Raw genomic sequence first — 20438 nt, forward strand, 5'->3', positions numbered from 1 at the left:
TTTACTTTTCCCCTTTCACGGATACACTGGAATAAATCCTAATCCGTCACTTGCAGCAAAATTCGCCATAATATTTAAATTTTGAATGGCTTGACCAGCCGCTCCTTTGACTAAATTATCAATCACGGAAACGATGGTAATGACATTTGTTTTTTCGTTATAAGCAAGACCAATATCACAGTAATTGGATGCGGTCACTTGTTTGACGGTTGGATAAATATTTTCTGGTTGGATTCGGACAAATGGAGCGTTCTCGTAGGTGGATTCGTAAAGTGTATGTAATTCTTTCTGGGTGATTGGTTTTTTGGGTTTAACGTAGATGGTTGTGAAGATTCCTCTTGTGATGGGAATTAATGAGGTAGAAAATTGGATTGCCGGGATACTTTCATCCCATTTGGTCAGTTGTTGCATAATTTCTGGAATATGTTGGTGGGAATTCATTTTATACAATGTCATGTTTTCGTTAGTTTCGGTAAAATGTGTGCTTGCGGATGGTACTTTTCCTGCGCCTGAAATGCCTGATTTCGCATCTACAATAATCGATGTTGGATCAATTAGCCGGTTTTTTGCGAGTGGCGCTAGACCAAGTAAAGTAGCGGTGGCATAACATCCTGGATTGGCGATAAAAGTCGTTTCTTTATTTTCGCGAAATTCCGCTAAACCATATTCTGCTTTAGCGATGTATTCAACAGGTGCCGCACTTTTCCCGTACCATTTTTCGTACAATTGGCTGTCTTTCAATCGGAAATCTCCGGATAAATCAATGACGTTCATTCCTGCATCAACATATGGTAGCGCGATATCCTTGGCGATTCCTGATGGTGTGGCGATAAAAACCGTTTCACTTTTTTCAATGATTTCTGTTGGATTTATTTTCTCTAAGGGGCTAGCTTCTAAATCTTTTAAATGCGGATAAAAGTTTGCGATTGTAGCTGATTGTGTGGAAAAACTATGTAACGTTGCGATGTCGACAGAAGAATGGTGGTGTAGCAAGCGAATTAACTCAAGCCCTCCGTATCCTGTCGCTCCGATAATGGAAACTTTCATCCTAACCCCTCCCGTTAATTATTAAATGATACTTTTCATTATAATGATGTATATTTATAATGTCAAATGGTTTTTTATTAATATTTAAAACTATTTTATGCATTATAAGTTATTTATTATGTATATAATATACAAAAACCGTTTATCCTAAAAAAGGATAAACGGTTAATCTTAAAATAAATCAGCAAACTCATCTTTCACTTGTTCCGTTTCAGCAATATTCACGGAAATCGTTTCGATATTGTCCAGCGCTTTTGTAATTAAAGCGTCAAAATCGGTGAAACTTTCGTAATGCTCGATTTTATCTAGTTTTGGTTTTGTTTTTGGTGATGGCGGCGTGAATATTGTACAACAGTCTTCAAATGGTTGTACGGATAAATTATATGTATCAATTTTTTGCGCGATTTGAATGATTTCATTTTTATCCATGGAAACAACTGGACGAATGATTGGTGTTGCTGTTACGGCGTTAATCGCTAGCATACTTTCCAATGTTTGGCTGGCAACTTGTCCTAAACTTTCGCCATTAACAATCGCTAAACCGTTTCTCTTGCGGCGAAGTTCGTCCGTAATTCGCAGCATCATTCGACGAGTAACTGTCATAATAACACTTTCCGGAATTTGTTGTTTAATGACTTCTTGAATTTCTGTAAATGGAACGATGTGCATTTGTACTTGTCCGCTATATTTCGCTAGTTTTGCCGCTAAATCGATTGCCTTTTGCTTCGCTTGTTCACTCGTGTACGGTGGGCTATGAAAATGAACTGCTTCAATTTCGACACCACGTTTTTGCGCTAAATATCCAGCAACAGGGCTATCAATCCCGCCAGAAAGCATCAGCATCGCACGGCCTGATGAACCAACTGGAAGACCAGCAGCACCAAGAATTGTCCGACATGATAAAAATACGCCTTCTTTACGTACATCGATGGTTAGTTTTACATCTGGATTTTTGACATTGACCGTTAAATCCTCGATATTTTGCAGTACGTGCGCTCCGATTTCTTGATTTATTTCATTGGAATCAAGCGGAAACTCGCGGTGGCTACGTCTTGCAGCTACTTTAAATGTCCCGTTTTCTTCATGCGCATCTTGCACTAAAGCAAGTGCTGCGGCTTTTACTTCTTCTAGATCTAAATTAACGCGCACAGCTGGGCTAAAAGATTGAATCCCAAAAATCGGTTTCAAACGTTCTTCTGCAAGCTGATAATCTGCACCATTTAAAATAATATACATCCGGTCACGTTCCCCGTGAATGCGTACTTCTGGTAAATCTTGCATTGCGCGTTTAACATTTTGCGCCAACTTCGTCACAAATTGTTTTCTGTTTTTCCCTTTAGTAGATAGCTCTCCGTATCTAATTAACATACGATCAAATTCCAATTTATTTCACCACTTTATTTAGATTTTCAATGATTTCTTGCAGTTTTTGAATAAAAATTTTCGCTTCGGATAAACGATTTTCAAATGATAAACTTACGCGTACAGCGCCGGTTGCTTCTTCGTCCGTTACCCCCATCGCTTTTAACGTACTGCTCGCTAGTTTTTGCTTAGAAGAACAAGCGCTCGTTGTTGAAATGTAAATATCTTCTTTTTCTAAGGCGTGAACGAGGATTTCACCGCGATGCCCTTTTGCCGAAAAACAAACGATATGCGGTGCGGCAACCCCTTGTTTCGTATGGACAGTCATATCAGGCATTTGCGCAATTTCTTTTAGTAAATAATCACGAATCTCGCTTAATTCTGGTTTTTTGGACTCATTTTCTAGCGTTAGCCTTAGCGCTTTGGCAAGCGCCACACTCCCAGCTAGATTTTCTGTTCCACTGCGATAGCCCATTTCCTGACCACCACCAAGAATTTCCGGATGCAAATGCACCTTTTTTCGTTTAAAAAGTACTCCAGTGCCTCGTAAAGCATGAAATTTATGGCCCGAAACAGTCAGCAAATCAATCGCATTCGCATCCAGTGCGAGCGGTATTTTGCCAATACCCTGAACGAAATCCACATGAAAGAAAGTATGCTCACGCTGGGCGAGTATCTCCCCAATCGCGTGTAGCGGTTGAATGCTTCCAACTTCATTATTCACACCCATAATAGATACTAAAATCGTTTCTTCTGTGAGTGCTGCTTGTAATGCCTCTAGTTTGATAACGCCATTTTTGTCAACTGGTAAGTAGGTTACTGAAAACCCGGCTTGCTCCAATTCTTCCATCACAACGCGGACAGACGGATGTTCAATGCTAGAAGTAATAATATGTTTCCCGCGATTTTCATAGCTATAAGCCAACCCTTTAATTGCTAAATTATTCCCTTCCGTTCCACCAGATGTAAAAATAATTTCTTCGGGCAAAGCGCCTAACATTGTAGCGATTTGTTTTCTTGATGCATCAAGCAGTTCTTTCGACTTAGCGCCAAAACGATGAAGCGAAGAAGGATTAGCAAAATAGTTACTTGCTACTTTTGTATATGTTTCAAGCACGGCAGCATTTGGCTTGGTTGTCGCACTATTATCAAAATAAATCATCAAAACGATATTCTCCTCCCCAATATTCCACTCTCCATTTTATCATAATTCCACTACTTTCCAACTACTATTTTCATAAAAAAACAGGATTCCTATAGTAATAGAAATACCTGTTTTTACAATTTTATTCGATATCATCGACACTTACTTTGGAAGAGTAAGCTTTTTCAACTTTTTTAAATGCACCTGTTTCGACTTTTTCTAGTGCCGTTACAGCAATTTCCAGTGCTTTTTTATACTGATAATCATTGTAGAAATGGTTTTCTGCCTGTACAAGCTCATCCGCCAATTCCTTATTACGTAACCGGTAACGATTCGCATATTGAATGACATGCTCAACTAAACGAACATTTTCCATCATTTCTTCCGCTTTTTCCGTTAAATGGATTAAGTCTTCTTCGGCAATGCGCCAATCTTGACTAACAGCCTTCATGTTCAATGGTTTTTCTTCTAAGCGTTTCTCCAGCGTATCAATCGACTCACCCATATGTTCACGGAGCGATAAATACTCTTCTGGAAGCCCTGGTAAACGTTCTCGTTCCATTTTGCGATCAAGCGTAATAATCGCACGGCGCATCCGCTCAGCATCATCGCGCGCTTCAAGTTCATCTTTACGAAGGGAACGTAATTCTTCCGCAAAATTGTCTTGTTCGGCACCAATGGTAATAAGCGCTGCATCGATTTCTTTCATTGTATCCTGGGCAGCAGAGTAAGCAATCTCACCGCTAGCAATTAAAGCTGTCAGTTGTTCAAAGTTTTCTTTTGCTTCACTTAATTTTGCGCTTGTTTTTAAATAAATCGCTAAATCGTCTTCCGCAACATGATACGTTTGTTTTACTTCTGTAATTTGTTCCGCAAGTGCATCTGAAACCAGATTTTGACGTTGTAGCTTATCAGAAGTTGGGCTATGATTTTCTTTGACGAAATGACGCGCTTCCGCTTCGTGCTCTAATGCATCATAAAACAATTCGATTTCGTTATGTAATTCTTCTATACCTTGTTCAGCTTCATCTAAATCAAGATTAATTACATTTTGTTTCATTTTATCAATTTGGTTTTTCATGCGAGCAATTTCTTTATCTAATTCCATTTGGGCTAAATAATACCCTTTTCGCACCATTTCTTCATAACCAGCTCGAAGTTTATTCATTTCTTCTGGCAAAATGGTATCCGTTTCATGCAATAAGGACGGAATTCGTTCCATTTGGGCATCGATAATTTGCATTTCCTTTTGAACGACAATAACGATTTCGCGTGCTTCTAAATGATCGCCTTGGTCAGTTAGTAAATCATAGTTATTTAAGCTTTCGGAAAGGTCATTTAGTTTTGCTTCTACGTAAGGTAACGTTTCCCCTAGTTTAAAGCCTCTTGTTAGCACTTCCCGGCGAAGTTCCGCAAATTTTTCTTTCGTTGCACGACTTTCTTCGGCATTTTTCTCTTCACTAACAAGTAATTCTTTTAGTCCACCAAGAATTTGATCCATTTGCTTTTCGATAACAACGAGCATTTGCTCTATATCATTTTCGGCGTATGTAGCAGAACGGAATTTATAACGATCCGTGTTCATCTCTGCTTCTAATAATACTTCTTCTAAATCAGGAAATAATCTTGTTTCAATTTCATCCCAGGACGAACGCCATGATTCAAAAAGCGCTTCTGTCTGACCTGTTAGTTTTAATTTTTTCACTTTTGAAAGTTCATCAATAACCGGCCGCTCTCTGAGTTTAATCTTTTTCTCTTCTAACTCGTTTATTCTTTGGTAATGTTTTCTTTTTAAAATGTAGCCTGCACTAATGACTGCAATTACTACGATAATAAAGCCGATTAACATGTAGTACATCCAAAATCCTCCCATCAACGTTAACTTGTGAAAGAAAAACAGCCACACTCGTGCTGCTCCATACATCTTTTCAATTATGTACATCTTTCCATATGTAGTATATTTTATTCCTCATTTTCAGTTCATTATACACATCTTTTATTTTACCACGATTTCCTTAGAATTACTTGCGTTTAGTGAAAAAAATTTTGGCGCAACGAAAATCCACCTTATCCCGAAACAAATTTCCCGAAATCCCTTGCCGTTCATGCTATACTAAAGACATTATTTGAAAAGAAATGTGGGGATATAAAATGATTGAAATTCAAAAAATGGCTGGTACAAAAGAAGAAAATTACGCCCTTGCGTTAAAACAAGTCCAAGCAATGATTGCTGGCGAACCAAATTTAATTGCCAATTTGAGCAATGTTTCTTCTATATTAAATCAAGCACTTTCTGATATTAATTGGGTTGGGTTTTATTTACTAGAAAAAGAAACCAACCAATTAGTACTCGGCCCCTTCCAAGGTCTGCCTGCCTGCATTCGCATTCCTCTTGGTAAAGGTGTATGTGGTTCTGCGGCTGCTGACCAAAAAACGTATATTGTCGAAAATGTTCACGATTTCCCTGGCCATATCGCTTGCGACGCGGCTTCTAATTCAGAAATTGTTCTACCTATCGTGAAAAATTCGCAGTTGCTTGGCGTACTTGATATCGATAGCCCGAATTTTAGCCGTTTTGATGAAGTAGATCAATTATGGTTAGAAAAAATCCGTGATGCGATTACTCAAGAAATCAATTGACAAGCGACTAGTAACTATACTATACTGGAAGATGTGTAAAATGCAGCTTGAGTAAAATGAATGAGTGTGTTGTTTACCCCCAGATTTAATTCTGTGGTATATCGCGTAACCGGCGGCTGCTATGGTGATGGTATATGAAGGTAAACTGCCCTGATTTGGTTTTACGTCACGTTTGTTTTATACCAAAAACAAATAAAAGGAGGAGTCTCTTATGGCTCGTTATACAGGTCCAAGCTGGAAAGTTTCCCGTCGTTTAGGAATTTCACTTTCTGGAACAGGTAAAGAATTAGAGCGTCGTCCGTATGCTCCAGGTCAACACGGCCCAACTCAACGTAAAAAAATCTCAGAATATGGTTTGCAACAAGCTGAAAAGCAAAAATTGCGTCATATGTACGGATTAACTGAACGTCAATTCAAAAACACGTTCAACAAAGCTGGTAAATTACAAGGTAAACATGGTGAGAACTTCATGATCTTACTAGAACAACGCCTTGATAACATCGTTTACCGTCTTGGTCTTGCTCGCACTCGTCGTGCAGCTCGTCAACTAGTAAACCATGGCCACATCACTGTAGATGGCAAACGCGTAGATATCCCTTCTTACCAAGTTTCTGTTGGTCAAGTGATCTCTGTTCGTGAAAAATCTGCTAAAAACTCTGCAATCGCTGAAAGCTTAGAAGTTTCAAGCTTCGTGCCTGAATACGTAACTTTCGATGCAGAAAAACTAACTGGTTCTCTTAACCGTCTACCAGAACGTTCTGAACTTGCTGCTGAAATCAACGAAGCATTTATCGTAGAATTCTACAGCCGTTAATTAGAACTAAAAACCTTACAATTCATGATTTCGGTCGTGGTTGTAAGGTTTTTTTATGCATAAAAAAGCACTCGCCTTAAAAACGAGTGCTTTTCCTCTTATTTATAAGAAACCAAGAAGTATTTTTTCTTCCCGCGTCTTACAATCGTAAATTTATTTTCAATCCGGTCAGTAGCATCCATGATTTTTTCTAGATCTTGCTGACGTTCACCGTTAATATAAATAGCCCCGTTACCGACATCCTCACGCGCTTGACGTTTGGAAGGCTCAATACCCAGCGTTACTAGCCAATCTACTAAATTCACTTCCGCATCTTCTGCTACAAACGTCGGAACATCTTTGAAACCTTGTTCGATTTCATCCGCAGTAAGTGCTTTAACATCCCCACTAAACAACGCTTTTGAAATTTTCAAAGCTTGCTCTAAAGCTTCTTCACTATGCACAAATTTAGTCATTTCAGCAGCTAGGGTTTTTTGTGCAGCTCGCAAATGCGGTTCTGCTTCCACTTGTTTTGCTAGTTCATCAATTTCTGCTTCCGTTAAGAACGTAAAGTATTTCAAGTATTTCACGACATCACGATCATCCGTGTTAATCCAAAATTGGTAAAACTCATACGGCGTTGTTTTTTCGGGGTTTAACCAAATCGCGCCACCCTCTGATTTACCAAATTTCGTTCCATCTGCTTTCGTTAAAAGCGGAATCGTCAAACCGAACGCCTTCGCATTTTCGCCTTGTTTTTTACGGATTAAGTCTAGCCCAGCTGTTATATTCCCCCACTGATCACTACCGCCAATTTGCAGACGACAATCATTAAACTCATATAAGTGATTAAAGTCCATCGCTTGTAAAATTTGGTAAGCAAACTCCGTAAATGAAATCCCTACTTCTAAACGACTAGCAACAATATCTTTAGAAAGCATCGTGTTTACATTGAATTCTTTTCCGTAATCACGTAAGAAATCAAGAATACTTACATCTTTCGTCCAGTCATAGTTGTTTACCATACTCGCTGCGGAATCACCTTCAAAGTCAAAAATTTTCCCAAGCTGCACGCGTAAGCTTTCCACATTTTTGCTAATTTGCTCCATTGATTGCAATTGACGTTCTTCTTTTTTACCACTTGGATCACCAATTGTGCCAGTTGCTCCACCAACTAAAATAATTGGACGATGCCCAGCATTTTGGAAACGACGTAAAATCATAAACGGAATTAAATGCCCAATATGCATCGAATCTCCTGATGGATCAATCCCGCAATATAAAGAAATTTGTTTCTCTTCTACCCATTTACGTAAACCCTCTTCATCTGTTTGTTGGTAAATGGCTCCGCGCCACTCTAGCTCATCAATAATATTCATTTCAATCATTCTCCTTTTATTTTTGGACATAAAAAAACGCCCCTCCGCCAAAAATTTAGCGAAGGGACGTGTTAATTAACGTGGTACCACCCTACTTTTAGGAATAAATCCTACTTCAAAAAATAACGGCTCAACACCGGCCGCACCATTATCCTGCGCAGCGTGACTCCGGGATGTAATTCGTCCACTCATCTCTACTAGTTTTCACCAACCACTAGCTCTCTAAGAAAAAGAATAAGCAACTACTTCGTCCGTTCATAGTCATTTTCGTTATGAAAAGTATACATACATTTATAACATACCGTCAAAAATGATGTCAACTCTTTTATTTTTCTTTCGTTGTTCCACGTAATTTTTCGCTATGTGGTAAGATTACTGTTTTTTCGTCTACTTCTTCACTTGTCATTAGTTTCGTAAGTAAACGCATCGCAACCGCACCGATATCATATAAAGGTTGTACAATAGTCGAAAGTTGCGGACGTGACATCAATGTTAATTTTGTATTGTTACTTGTCATCACTTCTAAGTCTTCTGGAACTTTGATTCCCGCATCCAGCGCCGCGTTCAAAATACCGATAGCTAGTTCATCATCAGCGACTACAACTGCATTTGGTTTTTTAGCCAAGGCACTTAATTCAGCCCAAACTTTTACGCCTGCATTGTAGTTGTATTTTGCTTCGATAATGTAATCTTCTTGGTAAGTAATGCCAGCTTCTTCTAACGCTTCTTTATAGCCAGCTAATTTCATTTCGCGGTTAACTGGCTCGTTTAGAGAACCACTGACGAATGCGATTTGCTTATGGCCGTTCGCCACAAAACGTTGTACAGCTTCTTTCGTCGCTTGTTTGTAATCGATATTAACAGAAGCTAATTTGTTTTCCATATCTACCGCTCCAGCTAATACGACTGGTGCAGGAGAACGGTCAAATTCTTCTTGTAATTGTGCCGAAATACGTTCGCCCATGTAAATAATACCGTCCACTTGTTTGCCAAGCAGCGTGTTTAGTACTTGAAGTTCTTTATCCTCATTTTCGTCCGAGTTGCTAAGGATAATGTTGTATTTGTACATCGTTGCAATATCTTCAATCCCACGTGCAAGTTCTGCATAAAACACGTTAGAAATATCTGGAATAATTACGCCAACAGTTGTTGTACGTTTGCTCGCTAGACCTCTAGCTACAGCGTTAGGACGATAGCCTAATTGGTTAATAACATCCAATACTTTTTTTCGTGTTACTGGTTTAACATTCGGATTGCCATTCACTACCCGAGATACCGTTGCCATAGAAACGTTCGCTTCACGTGCAACATCATAAATTGTTACATTCATCCCTATTCACTCTCCATATTCATTATTTTAACGGCTCTACTTACACCATTGTAAACGGAAACAAACTAGCCTTCCTTTAATAATACGATAAGTTTTTTCGATATGCAATTGTTTTCACTCTTTATTTTCATTTATTTTCATATCAAAACGGCATTATTTTCGATTATTATATATCATTAACATATCAGTGGTTTTCTCCAAAATAAAAAACCTTGGAATCCCAAGGTTTTTCACTTATTATTTAATTTTATGCGGAACCAAATTACTTGCTAAAATCGCATTCCAGAACTCTTCAAATTCGGGAATATCCATTTGTTGCGCAGAATCAGATAAGGCAACTGCTGGATCTGGATGAACTTCCGCCATAACACCGTCTGCCTCAATTGCTAAAGCAGCTTTGGCACATGGAAGTAATAAATCTTTTCGTCCAGTAGAATGCGTTACATCAACCATCACTGGTAAATGCGTTTCTTTCTTCAAAATTGGAACAGCAGAAATATCTAATGTGTTTCTTGTCGCTTTTTCGTAAGTACGAATACCACGTTCACATAAAATAATTTTGCCATTTCCTTGTGACATAATATATTCAGCAGCACCGATGAATTCTTCAATTGTAGCAGACAAGCCACGTTTTAGAAGAATCGGTTTGTCGACACGACCGGCCGCCTTTAGTAATTCAAAGTTTTGCATGTTTCTTGCGCCGATTTGAATGACATCGACATAATCAAGTGCTACTTCGATATCAGCTGGCGTAACGATTTCACTAATAACGCCTAAACCGTATTCATCAGAAACACGTTTTAAAATTTTGAGTCCTTCTAAACCTAATCCTTGGAAGTCATATGGGCTAGTACGAGGTTTAAATGCTCCGCCGCGAATAAGTTTTAAGCCTTTCGCTTTAATAGATTCAGCGACCGCAGCAACTTGTTCGTAAGATTCAACCGAACACGGGCCGAAAACAAATACGGGTTCGCCGTTTCCGATTGGTAAGCCTTTAACAGTAACAATCGTATCTTCTTTTTTATTTTTTCTAGAAACGAGTAATGCTTTAGAGTGATCATCTTCTTGAAGTTCTAATCCCGCTTTAAAAATTTCTTTAAATAATTTTTGAACCGTACTATCTTCAAAAGGTCCTTCATTTGCTGCAAGAATCGTGTTAAGCATTTCTCTTTCACGTAATGGATCAAAACGAAGAGAACCTTGCGTTCCTTTAATTTTGCCAATTTCTTGTACCAAATTTGCGCGTTTGCTAATTAATTCCAGCAAATCAATATTCAATTGATCCACCTGTGTTCTAAGTTCCTCTAAATTTGAGTTAACCATTTAACTTCCACCCTTCTAAAAATCTGCTCCAAGATTATGTTTCATTATAGAGGAAAACAGATAATTTGTCACGAATCCACTTTTATACTTAATCGCTTTTAAGCATTAAAGTGAATAATGTAAAACTAATGTTAACACGTTTTGATATAAATTACAAGCAGATAATCGCTTTTTTCCTAATAAAAAAACAGCCTCGCAAGGCTGTTTTTTGAACTTACTTTATTTTACTTCTTTTTTAGCATCGGAAGCAATTTTTTTCGCTTCGTCTTTGCCTTCATCTACCGCTTTTTTTGCTTCTTTTTTCGCTTTGTCCGCTGCTTTTTCTACATCGTCTGCCGCTTCTTTTGCTTCACTTTTTACAGCGTCTGCCGCTTTTTTGGCAGCTTCTTGGTTTTCTTCTTTATTTTGTGAAACGACTTCTTTCACTGCTTTGCTTTGTTTAGAAACGGTATCAGCTAATTTGCCTGATTTGTCTTTTACTACATCTACAAATCCACCAGCGGAATCAACTAATTTATCTTTAGTTCCTTTGGCAACGCTACTAATTTCGATACCTTTTTCGTAAGCAACGTCTTTCCATTGGTTACTTTTTTCTTTAATTGTATCTACTTGAGTATTTAAGTCTTCGCGTAGTTCTTTACCTGATTTAGGGGCAAATAATAGTGCTGCGGCTGAACCAACGATCGCACCAATTAAACCACCGATTAGAAAATCTTTTGTATTAATACCATCTTTTTCTGCCATGTTAAATCCCTCCAAATTATATTAGAAATTAGATTGTTCTGCTGCTTCTTTTGCAGCTTCTTTCGCTGCTTTATTCGCTTTCATTTTTTCTCTAAAAGAAAGAATTGAATTGCTAATTGAGACAGCTTGAGAAATCTTCGCCTCGTTTTGTTCTACTTTGTTTGTTGCGAGTGTTGCTAGTTCGCGAACAGATTGACTTAATCCTAGTAAAGAAGTTCCAATGTCACCAACTGCATCAAAAACTGGATCCACTTTCGCAACTTTGCCATTGACATCTTCTAGAAGTGTATTGGTCTTATCAAGCAATTTTTGTGATTGTCCTGTAATCCCTTGTACTTCTACGGTTATTTTTTCTAACGATTTAGCTACCTCGTCCATTGTTTGGGAAGTTGATTTTAATGTTTTTCCCAAATAGATGGCAATAACTAAAAGCGCAATTGCGGCAATAAGCGCTGCAATATACAAGATTACTATCATCTATCCACACCTCCATATTCCTTTTTCTATACCCTGAGTATTCCCCTCTAAAACTTTCTTCTCTAATGATCTATGTACAAAATGCAAAAAAGAAAAGGTATTAGCTTCATTTTAGCAAGTAACTGCCGAAAAATAAACTAATAAGAAAGAAACGTGCTAATTTGTTGCAGAAGGTTGCTTTTGACGTGATTTGGAGTAAAATAGATACAGGCTGCTTTTTTGCCCATTTTTAGTTAAATTTCAGGGAGGTAACAATATGAGAGATGCAAGAATCGAAAAATTAGCACATAATTTAATCAACTATTCCGTCAAACTTGGCGCTGGAGAAAAAGTACTAATCGAAAACTTCGGTGTTCAAAAAGAACTAGTGATGGCTTTAGTGGAAGAAGCATACAAAGCTGGTGGGTTCCCGTTCGTGTCATTGAAAGAACCACAAATCGACCGCGCGATGATGCTCGGTGCTAACAGTGAACAATACGCAAAAATTGCTGAATTCGAAGGCAATGTAATGAAAGAAATGGATGCTTACATAGGTTTACGCGCTGGCGATAACATTAACGAAACATCTGATGTACCAGCTGATAAATTAAAAATCAACGGCGAAACAGTTGGTAAAATGCACTCGGATATCCGTGTCAAACAAACAAAATGGGTTGTGCTTCGTTACCCAAGCTCATCCATGGCACAACTTGCGAAAATGAGCACTGCTGGTTTTGAAGATTTCTATTTTGATGTATGTAACTTAGACTACGGAAAAATGAGCGACGCAATGGATGGCTTAGTAGAACTAATGAACAAAACAGATAAAGTTCATTTAGTTGGACCAGGAACAGATTTAACATTTAGCATCAAAGATATTCCCGCAATTAAATGTGCCGGTGAAATGAATATTCCGGATGGCGAAGTATTTACTGCGCCAGTTCGCGATTCTATCAACGGAACTCTTACGTATAACACACCTTCTCCTTACCAAGGCTTTACGTTTGAAAATGTATCATTCACCTTTAAAGATGGCAAAATCGTCGAAGCGACTGCGAATGATACAGCTCGTATTAATAAAGTGTTAGATACAGATGAAGGAGCGCGCTATGTCGGTGAATTCGCAATTGGTGTGAACCCATTCATCCATGAACCAATGCAAGATATCCTTTTTGATGAAAAAATCGAAGGAAGCTTCCACTTTACGCCAGGTCAATGTTATGACGAAGCATTCAATGGCAATCAGTCAGCGATTCACTGGGATCTTGTAAATATTCAACGTGCGGATTACGGTGGCGGCGAAATTTACTTTGATGATGTCCTAATTCGTAAAGATGGTATTTTCGTTCTTCCTGAATTAGCTCCACTTAACCCAGAAAACTTAGTATAAAAAAAGGCGCTTAGGAATTGATCCTAAGCGCTTTTTCATTTAAACAATTGTTTTTTCACCGGGTTGCCAGTTAATCGGGCATAGTCCACCCGTTTGTAATGCTTGTAGTACTCGTAAAACTTCATCGACTTCACGGCCGATATTATTATGGTGAACCACTTCGTATTGAATTTCCCCTTTTGGATTGATGATGAAAAGGCCACGTAATGCTACACCCTCTTCTTCAATTAAAACACCGTAATCGCTTGCAACTTGGTGATTCGTGTCAGCAGCAAGTGGATAGGATAATTTACCAATTCCGCCTTCTTTAATCGGCGTGTTTGTCCATGCAAGATGCGAATGAATTGTATCAGTTGAAGCGCCAATAATACGTGCATTTAATGCATCAAATTCATCTGACCGAGCGGAAATAGCAACGATTTCTGTCGGACAAACAAATGTAAAGTCCATTGGATAGAAAAAGAGAATCGTCCATTTATCGTCTTCTATATTTTTTTCTAGACTTACTTTCCCAAAAGTCTGATTTGGCATAACAGCTTCCATTTCGAATCTTGGAGCTTGCGTGCCTACTAAACGTTCTGCCACTATTATCCCTCCATTAATTATGTAGTTGTATTTTGTATCACATGATATATTTTAATACACCTAAGAAGGACTGTAAAGCTTTATTTATACTAATTATAAACAAGAAAAAAGCATGCCCGATGATGGGCATGCTTTATTTAGTCATTAATTAATCGCACTTTTTTTCAAATCAGCAGCTGTGATAACTTCATTATCAAGTACTTTTTCATAGGCAGCTTGGAATTTTTGAACGTCCCCTGCACCCATGAATAAAATAACTGCTTCTGGGTATTGTAGTAACTCTTCGGTATGCTCTTCTTTAATAATGTGGTTGCCTTTTGTTTTATGCGCTAAATCAGCAATCGTTAAATTCCCTGTTTTTTCACGTGCGGAACCAAAGATATCACAAAGATATACTTCATCGGCTAAATTTAAGCTATCCGCAAAGCCTTGTAAGAATGTGCGAGTTCGCGTAAATGTATGCGGCTGGAATACAGCAACTACTTTTTTATCTGGGTATTTTTGTCTTGCAGCATTGACAGTAGCGCGGATTTCGGATGGATGATGCGCATAGTCATCAACTAACACTTGATTCGCTTTTTCGGTAATGCTAAATCTTCTTTTGACGCCTTCAAAGGTTTTTAATTCCTTTTTAACTGCTTCTACTGGTAGGCCTTCGTAATCGCAAAGCGCAATCACACTTAAAGCGTTTAATACATTATGATCCCCGTATGCCGGAATTTCAAATGAACCTAAAAACGCTCCGCGATGATACACGTCGAATTTCGTTCCAGTTGTTTCTTTAATAACATTTTTAGCTTGGAATTCGTTTTCCTCATCGAAGCCAAAGTAAATAATCGGAATATCTAAAGTAAGTTTGCGCAATTCGGCATCATCGCCTAGCGCAAACACAGCTTTTTTCACTTGTTTACCTAGTGTTTCAAACGCGTTAAATACATCATCCACGCTCTTGAAATAATCTGGATGATCCCAATCAATATTCGTCATAATCGCATATGTTGGTTTATATGCAAGGAAATGACGTTGATATTCGCATGCTTCCAGCGCAAAGTATTCCGCCCCTTTTGTCCCGCTTCCCGTACCGTCACCGATCAAGTAAGAAGTTGGACGAATAGCGCCAACGACATGAGAAAGCAAACCGGTTGTCGACGTTTTACCGTGCGAACCAGTTATCGCAATACTTGTATAGCCATCAATTAATTGACCTAAAAATTTATGATATCGAACCACTGGAAGACCAAGCTCTAGTGCGCGCTCAATTTCTTCATGTGTATCTGGGAAAGCATTCCCAGCAATAATTGTTAGGCCTTCTTGAATATTATCAGCCGAAAAAGTCATAATCGGAATTTGCTTCTCTTCTAAAGCTTTTTGAGTAAAGAAATATTTATCCACATCACTGCCTTGCACTTGAAAACCTTTATCATGCAGGATTTGAGCAAGTGCACTCATTCCTGACCCTTTTATTCCAACAAAATGATAGATAGTCATTATTTGAACCCCCATTAATTTATCTTGAAGAGGGTGCCTAAAAAAAACATGTTAACTGTTAAGCACCAAGTCTTAACTTTGAAAACAGTATAAAGTCTCCGTTTTCTAGACATCATCTTACGTTCCAATTGTGTTTTATGTTTGAATTCTTAGTTGAGTCAATAATTCACCAGCTTATTATATCACTTTCCATGTAAATAGAAAAATCTTTCAGCGAATATAAGCGAAATTACTCATGAAAACAGCCTTATTTTGTAAAACTAATTAAGTAATGTGTTAGTTTAGTACTACAAAATTAAGATTCTTTGTTTCTCAGTTTAGCTAATTGGTCCTTTGTAATGATAACATCTCGTGGCTTGGAACCATTTATTCCGGAAACGATTTGATGATCTTCCAGCGCTTCCATTAATCTCGCCGCACGATTGTAACCGATTCTAAAATGCCTTTGTAGTAAGGACGTTGACGCAGCATTTTGGCTTAAAACAAAGTCACATGCCTCTTCAAATAATTCATCTGTGTTTTCTTTTACGGACTCTTTTACAAGTAGTTCTTTCTCTTCAAAGATATATTCCGCCTCACCTTGGCTTCGCACATGGGCAACGACAGCATCAATCTCTTCATCACTAACAAATGTTCCTTGTAAACGTACTGGCTTACTTGCGCCGCTTGGTAAAAAGAGCATGTCCCCTTTTCCAAGTAGTTTTTCTGCCCCACTTGCATCGAGAATCGTTCTAGAGTCGATTTGAGACGATACAGAGAATGAAACACGCGTCGGGATGTTTGCCTTAATAAGACCTGTAATTACGTCTACAGAGGGGCGCTGTGTCGCTACGATCATATGAATACCACAAGCTCTTGCTTTTTGAGCGATACGACTAATGGATTCTTCTACATCGTTTGGCGCAACCATCATTAAATCAGCTAATTCATCAATCACAATTAAAATATAAGGTAATTTCTCACCTGTATGATCGGGGTGACTAGCATATTCATTATATTTTTCCATGTTTCTAACGCCTGTGTGGCTAAATAGTTGATAACGGCGTTCCATTTCTTCTACCGCCCATTTCAAAGCGACCGTTGCTGCTTTGGCGTCTGTAATTACCGGGCTCACAAGATGCGGAATCCGGTTGTATGGCGCTAACTCAACCATTTTTGGATCAATTAAGAGTAGTTTCAATTGATCTGGTGTTGCTTTGTACAATAAGCTTACTAGCAATGAATTGATACAAACACTTTTTCCTGATCCTGTTGCTCCGGCGATTAAACCGTGTGGCATTTTTTGTAAATCAGTAATAATTGGCGTTCCAGAAATATCTAATCCAAGTGCAGCCGTTAGTGGCGACTCAGATGATTGGAAAGCTTCTGTATTCATCAATTCAGAAAGCATTACTGGGCGGCTCGTTTGGTTAGGAATTTCAATCCCTACTGTGCTTTTACCAGGTATTGGCGCCTCAATACGAATATCTTTCGCTGCTAAACTTAATTTAATATCGTCGGTCAAATTAGTAATTTTGCTCACTTTTACGCCTTTTTCAGGTTGAACTTCAAACCTTGTCACGGCTGGTCCTTGTGTCCGATTAACAACACTTGCATGAACATTGAAATTTTCTAATGTTTCATCTAACATTTCTTGCTGCATTTGAAGCCAAGAATCATCTTCGCGTTTCGATACCGGCGGATGGAGCAAGCCGAATGACGGGAACTCGTAGTTACTTGGATAAGTTGCTGTCACAGGTTGTGCTTGTTGTGTTACGACTGGTTGTGCTTCTATTGTTGCTGATTTTTCTGAGGCAACTTCTTCTTTTTGGAGTGCTTGTTTATCTTTTTTCACCATCATAACGTTAAATGGAATTCTGCTTTTCAACATTTGTTCTTGTCGATTAGATTCCACTTGCGCATTTCTGGCAGGTGGTGCCGTTTGCGTTTGTTCTTCTGTAATTAAAGAAACTCGTTCTGGTTCTACTGGTTCAGAAATCGGCGCTGCTTCGATTGGTTCTGGCTCTGAAACAACCACTTCTTCTGGCGCTGTCACGATTTCTTCTTCTTTGAATTCCGCTTCTAATTGACGTTCTAATTCCATATCAAGCGCAATCGTTTCCGCTTCAGCTGATTCTAATAAATCAACTGGCGCAATGGTTAAATCTTCTTGTAGCTCCGTAAATTCTTCCGCTTCTGAAACAGCAAATTCAAATTTACTTGGTCGTTTTTTAAAGGCATAGACAGGTGAAGGAACATCCGTCGCAGTAAAAGGTCTTTTTCTTGTTTCCGTTTTTACTGGTTGTGGTTTTTCCGCTACTTGTCGTTCTATTATTGGTTGTTTTTTTGGTTGAATTGGTTGGCTTACTTGTTTATCTGGAATTAGCGGGAAACGAAATTCACCTTTTGGATACTGATATACCATCTGCGTTTTCATTTGCCGTTTTACTGCTTGTACTGGTTTTTGTTTTGGTACTGTTTTATATGCAACTGGTCGCTCGTTTCTTATAGTACGTTCTTTTGTTTTAATTGCTGTCACATTTGATTTCGGTACTACTTCTGGAGCACGTTGTTTTACTTGTTTTTCTACTTTTCTAGAAGACGTATCTTCGTATGTATCTATTTCTTCGTCCATATCGCCAAAGAAAAAATCTTTAAACCATCCCATTCATTATCACCCTAAATTTAATTTTCTTGTTTGATTTTAACAGACAAAAACAAAATAATCTATGACAAAATTGTGAATTCGCTATTTTTCGAAGCATATTCGTTATAATACCTTGATATAACTAGGTTTAAACCTGATATAAGTTTTTATTATAACTTGAAAATCGTTCTATTTTTATACGATTTATGCATATATTGTATACAATTAAAATTAAATCGTTCTACATTCAACCCAATTTCACAATATCTGAAATTTAGCAATATAAAAAGCGCCCAATATAGTATTGGACGCTTAAAAATAATCATTTATTTAGAAATTAACCGGAAACTCTTCTCCTGGTGCAGCAGAATCTTCCAGAACAAGAATACCTTTTTCGGCAGGCGCATCAGGAATTGCAAGTTCGCGCGCAGCACATACCATACCAAAAGAATCTTCTCCACGTAGATTTGACGGTTTAATGATTAAACCACTCGGCATAACTGCTCCGATTTTAGCAACTACTACTTTTTGGCCAGCTTCGATGTTCGGGGCACCACATACAATTTGTAACACTTCTTCCCCTACATTAATCTGACATACATTTAATTTATCTGCATTGGGATGTTTTTCTTTCGATTCCACATAACCAACGACAAATTTAGGAGATAAATCAGCAACGATTTCAGGTTCAAATCCCGCTTTTTCGATTACTTGATTCATTAACGCAACTAATTCTTCCGTTAATTCCACTTTCCCATTTGCAGTAATATCAAAGTATTTGGAGCTGTTAAAAATATTGAAACCAGCTACTTCCTTTGTTTCGCGATCAAAAATACGAGCCACGTCACCGCGACGCTCCCATTCACGATTTTCAAACGTTACTTCGCCAGTTTCGATTAGTAGAGTGTCCCCTACCCCTTTTTCATTATAAAATGCGTTTACTATCACGTCTTCTACTCCTTTAATCTGTTTTTTGCCATTATAAATATCGGTTCAAGTTTACCATTATTATAGACAAATGGCAAAGAGGTAATTGGTACGAGCCCATCCGCAAAGAAATCCATCGTCATATGCGCTAAAACATCGTAACCTGTATTATCTTGAATATCCCCAATAATCAAGACATCTTGATGCGGTACAGCTAACACCATTTCGCCCGTTAGTTTTTCGCGCATTTCACGGAGAAACACCTCATTTAGCAAGCGACTTGCATCGTAACCATCGTTCGTGCGCACGAAATAAAAATCGTTACCGTTGACCGAATCTTTTTTTAACGGAATTTCTAGTTCAGCTAGATTGCGGAAAGCAGCTTCTTTTATTTCTTCGTGTGTTAAATTCGCTTTTTCAAGCATATTTTCTTCGATGAAACGATATGATTTTCCTAAATCAAATGCATAGAAAATTTTCGTTTCCGCAGTGTGATCATCCGTTAACAATGCTTCCCCCGCTTTCGTTTTGCTAGGGAAAGAAGTCGCGCGGACAACTGGGTAGATATTCGATTTATTCGTTTGAAGCTCGACATTTCCCGCAGCAGCTCGAAAACCTTCTTCAACATAATAGACTATTTTTTCAATCGCAGCAGCTCCATCGTTTTCGTAGTTCGCGATGATTTGCGGAATTGTTAGCGTTACTTTTTTGCCATCTTGCGTAACCGAAAGCGTATCATTATCTCGATTATACGAAAATTGACGATTCGGCGTAGCTAGCTCTTTTTCTAGTCGTTCTTTCATTTTTAGCGTGGTCATTTTCGCCATAGGTGCCTCCCCTTCCATAAAAAGCAGTCACTTTTTATATTGCAGCTAGAAAATCATTAATTTCTTCTTTTGTTTTTCTATCCTTACTTACGAAACGCCCTACTTCTTCACCGTCTTCAAATGCCAGGAAACTAGGGATTCCAAAAATTGCTAAATCAGCGCATAAATCAATGAATTCATCTCGATCAACGTGATAAAAAGCAAAATCCTCATTTTCCGCTTCAATTTCAGGCATTACCGGTTCAATATATTTACAATCGCCACACCAATCAGCACTAAACATAAAAACTGATTTACCTTCTGCTTTGATATCGTTAAATTGTTCTACCGATTCTAAGTTTTTCATTTTGATTCGCTCCTTCTTGTTTCATTGTAGT

At 38.3% G+C, this 20438-nt stretch carries 18 protein-coding genes and 1 other annotated feature; of the genes, 3 read left to right on the top strand and 15 right to left on the bottom strand.

The genetic code is table 11. The annotated features are described in order from the left end of the window. Positions 1 to 15: 15 nt before the first annotated feature. The 4 genes from argC to ezrA form a co-directional block, all read right to left on the bottom strand. Positions 16 to 1047, bottom strand: a complete 1032-nt coding sequence (gene argC / locus HCB49_RS06510; protein ID WP_185604423.1) for an N-acetyl-gamma-glutamyl-phosphate reductase — start codon at positions 1045 to 1047, stop codon at positions 16 to 18. Positions 1048 to 1218: 171 nt separating this feature from the next. Further along, positions 1219 to 2430 (bottom strand): tRNA uracil 4-sulfurtransferase ThiI, encoded by a 1212-nt coding sequence (thiI, locus tag HCB49_RS06515; protein WP_008947959.1) that lies wholly within the window; start codon positions 2428 to 2430, stop codon positions 1219 to 1221. Position 2431: 1 nt separating this feature from the next. Next, positions 2432 to 3571, bottom strand: a complete 1140-nt coding sequence (locus HCB49_RS06520; protein WP_185604519.1) for a cysteine desulfurase family protein — start codon at positions 3569 to 3571, stop codon at positions 2432 to 2434. 124 nt (positions 3572 to 3695) lie between these two features. Further along, complete coding sequence (gene ezrA, locus HCB49_RS06525; RefSeq protein WP_185391492.1) at positions 3696 to 5411, bottom strand: septation ring formation regulator EzrA; 1716 nt, start codon at positions 5409 to 5411, stop codon at positions 3696 to 3698. Positions 5412 to 5704: 293 nt separating this feature from the next. Here ezrA and msrC point away from each other — a divergent pair, with 293 nt between their 5' ends. Beyond that, positions 5705 to 6193 carry a free L-methionine (R)-S-oxide reductase MsrC gene (gene msrC / locus HCB49_RS06530; protein WP_185604424.1) on the top strand — a complete coding sequence of 163 codons (489 nt, stop codon included), beginning with the start codon at positions 5705 to 5707 and terminating at the stop codon, positions 6191 to 6193. A 211-nt stretch (positions 6194 to 6404) separates the two neighbouring features. Beyond that, the gene (rpsD, locus tag HCB49_RS06535; RefSeq protein ID WP_003723325.1) at positions 6405 to 7007 is read left to right on the top strand and encodes a 30S ribosomal protein S4; all 603 of its coding nucleotides are present in this window, start codon (positions 6405 to 6407) and stop codon (positions 7005 to 7007) included. A gap of 98 nt (positions 7008 to 7105) precedes the next feature. Here the strand turns inward: rpsD and tyrS are convergent, their stop codons facing one another. The 5 genes from tyrS to HCB49_RS06560 all read right to left on the bottom strand — a co-directional run bounded on the left by tyrS (position 7106) and on the right by HCB49_RS06560 (position 12239). Then, a complete protein-coding gene (tyrS, locus tag HCB49_RS06540; RefSeq protein ID WP_185604425.1) occupies positions 7106 to 8365 on the bottom strand; it encodes a tyrosine--tRNA ligase in 1260 nt (419 codons plus the stop codon). A gap of 59 nt (positions 8366 to 8424) precedes the next feature. Then, positions 8425 to 8633 (bottom strand) — a binding site (T-box leader). Positions 8634 to 8690: 57 nt separating this feature from the next. Further along, on the bottom strand, positions 8691 to 9695 hold the full coding sequence (ccpA, locus tag HCB49_RS06545) for a catabolite control protein A (RefSeq protein WP_185479807.1): 1005 nt from the start codon (positions 9693 to 9695) through the stop codon (positions 8691 to 8693). Positions 9696 to 9932: 237 nt separating this feature from the next. Beyond that, positions 9933 to 11018, bottom strand: a complete 1086-nt coding sequence (locus tag HCB49_RS06550; protein ID WP_185479806.1) for a bifunctional 3-deoxy-7-phosphoheptulonate synthase/chorismate mutase — start codon at positions 11016 to 11018, stop codon at positions 9933 to 9935. A 219-nt stretch (positions 11019 to 11237) separates the two neighbouring features. Beyond that, a complete protein-coding gene (locus HCB49_RS06555) occupies positions 11238 to 11762 on the bottom strand; it encodes a YtxH domain-containing protein (protein ID WP_185604426.1) in 525 nt (174 codons plus the stop codon). A 21-nt stretch (positions 11763 to 11783) separates the two neighbouring features. Then, positions 11784 to 12239 (bottom strand): DUF948 domain-containing protein, encoded by a 456-nt coding sequence (locus HCB49_RS06560; protein WP_003723567.1) that lies wholly within the window; start codon positions 12237 to 12239, stop codon positions 11784 to 11786. Positions 12240 to 12495: 256 nt separating this feature from the next. Here HCB49_RS06560 and HCB49_RS06565 point away from each other — a divergent pair, with 256 nt between their 5' ends. Next, positions 12496 to 13608: a M29 family aminopeptidase T gene (locus HCB49_RS06565; RefSeq protein ID WP_185604427.1), complete on the top strand. Its 1113-nt coding sequence runs from the start codon at positions 12496 to 12498 to the stop codon at positions 13606 to 13608. Positions 13609 to 13647: 39 nt separating this feature from the next. Here the strand turns inward: HCB49_RS06565 and HCB49_RS06570 are convergent, their stop codons facing one another. The 6 genes from HCB49_RS06570 to HCB49_RS06595 form a co-directional block, all read right to left on the bottom strand. Further along, positions 13648 to 14193: a peroxiredoxin gene (locus HCB49_RS06570; RefSeq protein ID WP_185517445.1), complete on the bottom strand. Its 546-nt coding sequence runs from the start codon at positions 14191 to 14193 to the stop codon at positions 13648 to 13650. A gap of 144 nt (positions 14194 to 14337) precedes the next feature. Continuing rightward, on the bottom strand, positions 14338 to 15681 hold the full coding sequence (gene murC, locus HCB49_RS06575; RefSeq protein WP_185604428.1) for a UDP-N-acetylmuramate--L-alanine ligase: 1344 nt from the start codon (positions 15679 to 15681) through the stop codon (positions 14338 to 14340). Positions 15682 to 15976: 295 nt separating this feature from the next. Then, positions 15977 to 18328 carry a DNA translocase FtsK gene (locus tag HCB49_RS06580; protein WP_185604429.1) on the bottom strand — a complete coding sequence of 784 codons (2352 nt, stop codon included), beginning with the start codon at positions 18326 to 18328 and terminating at the stop codon, positions 15977 to 15979. Positions 18329 to 18637: 309 nt separating this feature from the next. Beyond that, the gene (ytpR, locus tag HCB49_RS06585) at positions 18638 to 19255 is read right to left on the bottom strand and encodes a YtpR family tRNA-binding protein (RefSeq protein WP_185604430.1); all 618 of its coding nucleotides are present in this window, start codon (positions 19253 to 19255) and stop codon (positions 18638 to 18640) included. A 5-nt stretch (positions 19256 to 19260) separates the two neighbouring features. Continuing rightward, positions 19261 to 20061: a DUF1444 domain-containing protein gene (locus HCB49_RS06590; RefSeq protein WP_185604431.1), complete on the bottom strand. Its 801-nt coding sequence runs from the start codon at positions 20059 to 20061 to the stop codon at positions 19261 to 19263. A 34-nt stretch (positions 20062 to 20095) separates the two neighbouring features. Then, positions 20096 to 20407, bottom strand: coding sequence for a thioredoxin family protein (locus tag HCB49_RS06595; RefSeq protein ID WP_185604432.1), 312 nt, complete (start codon positions 20405 to 20407; stop codon positions 20096 to 20098). Positions 20408 to 20438: the final 31 nt, after the last annotated feature.

The sequence above is a fragment of the Listeria cossartiae subsp. cayugensis genome, from assembly GCF_014229095.1.
In the GTDB taxonomy this organism is placed as follows: Bacteria; Bacillota; Bacilli; order Lactobacillales; family Listeriaceae; genus Listeria; species Listeria cayugensis.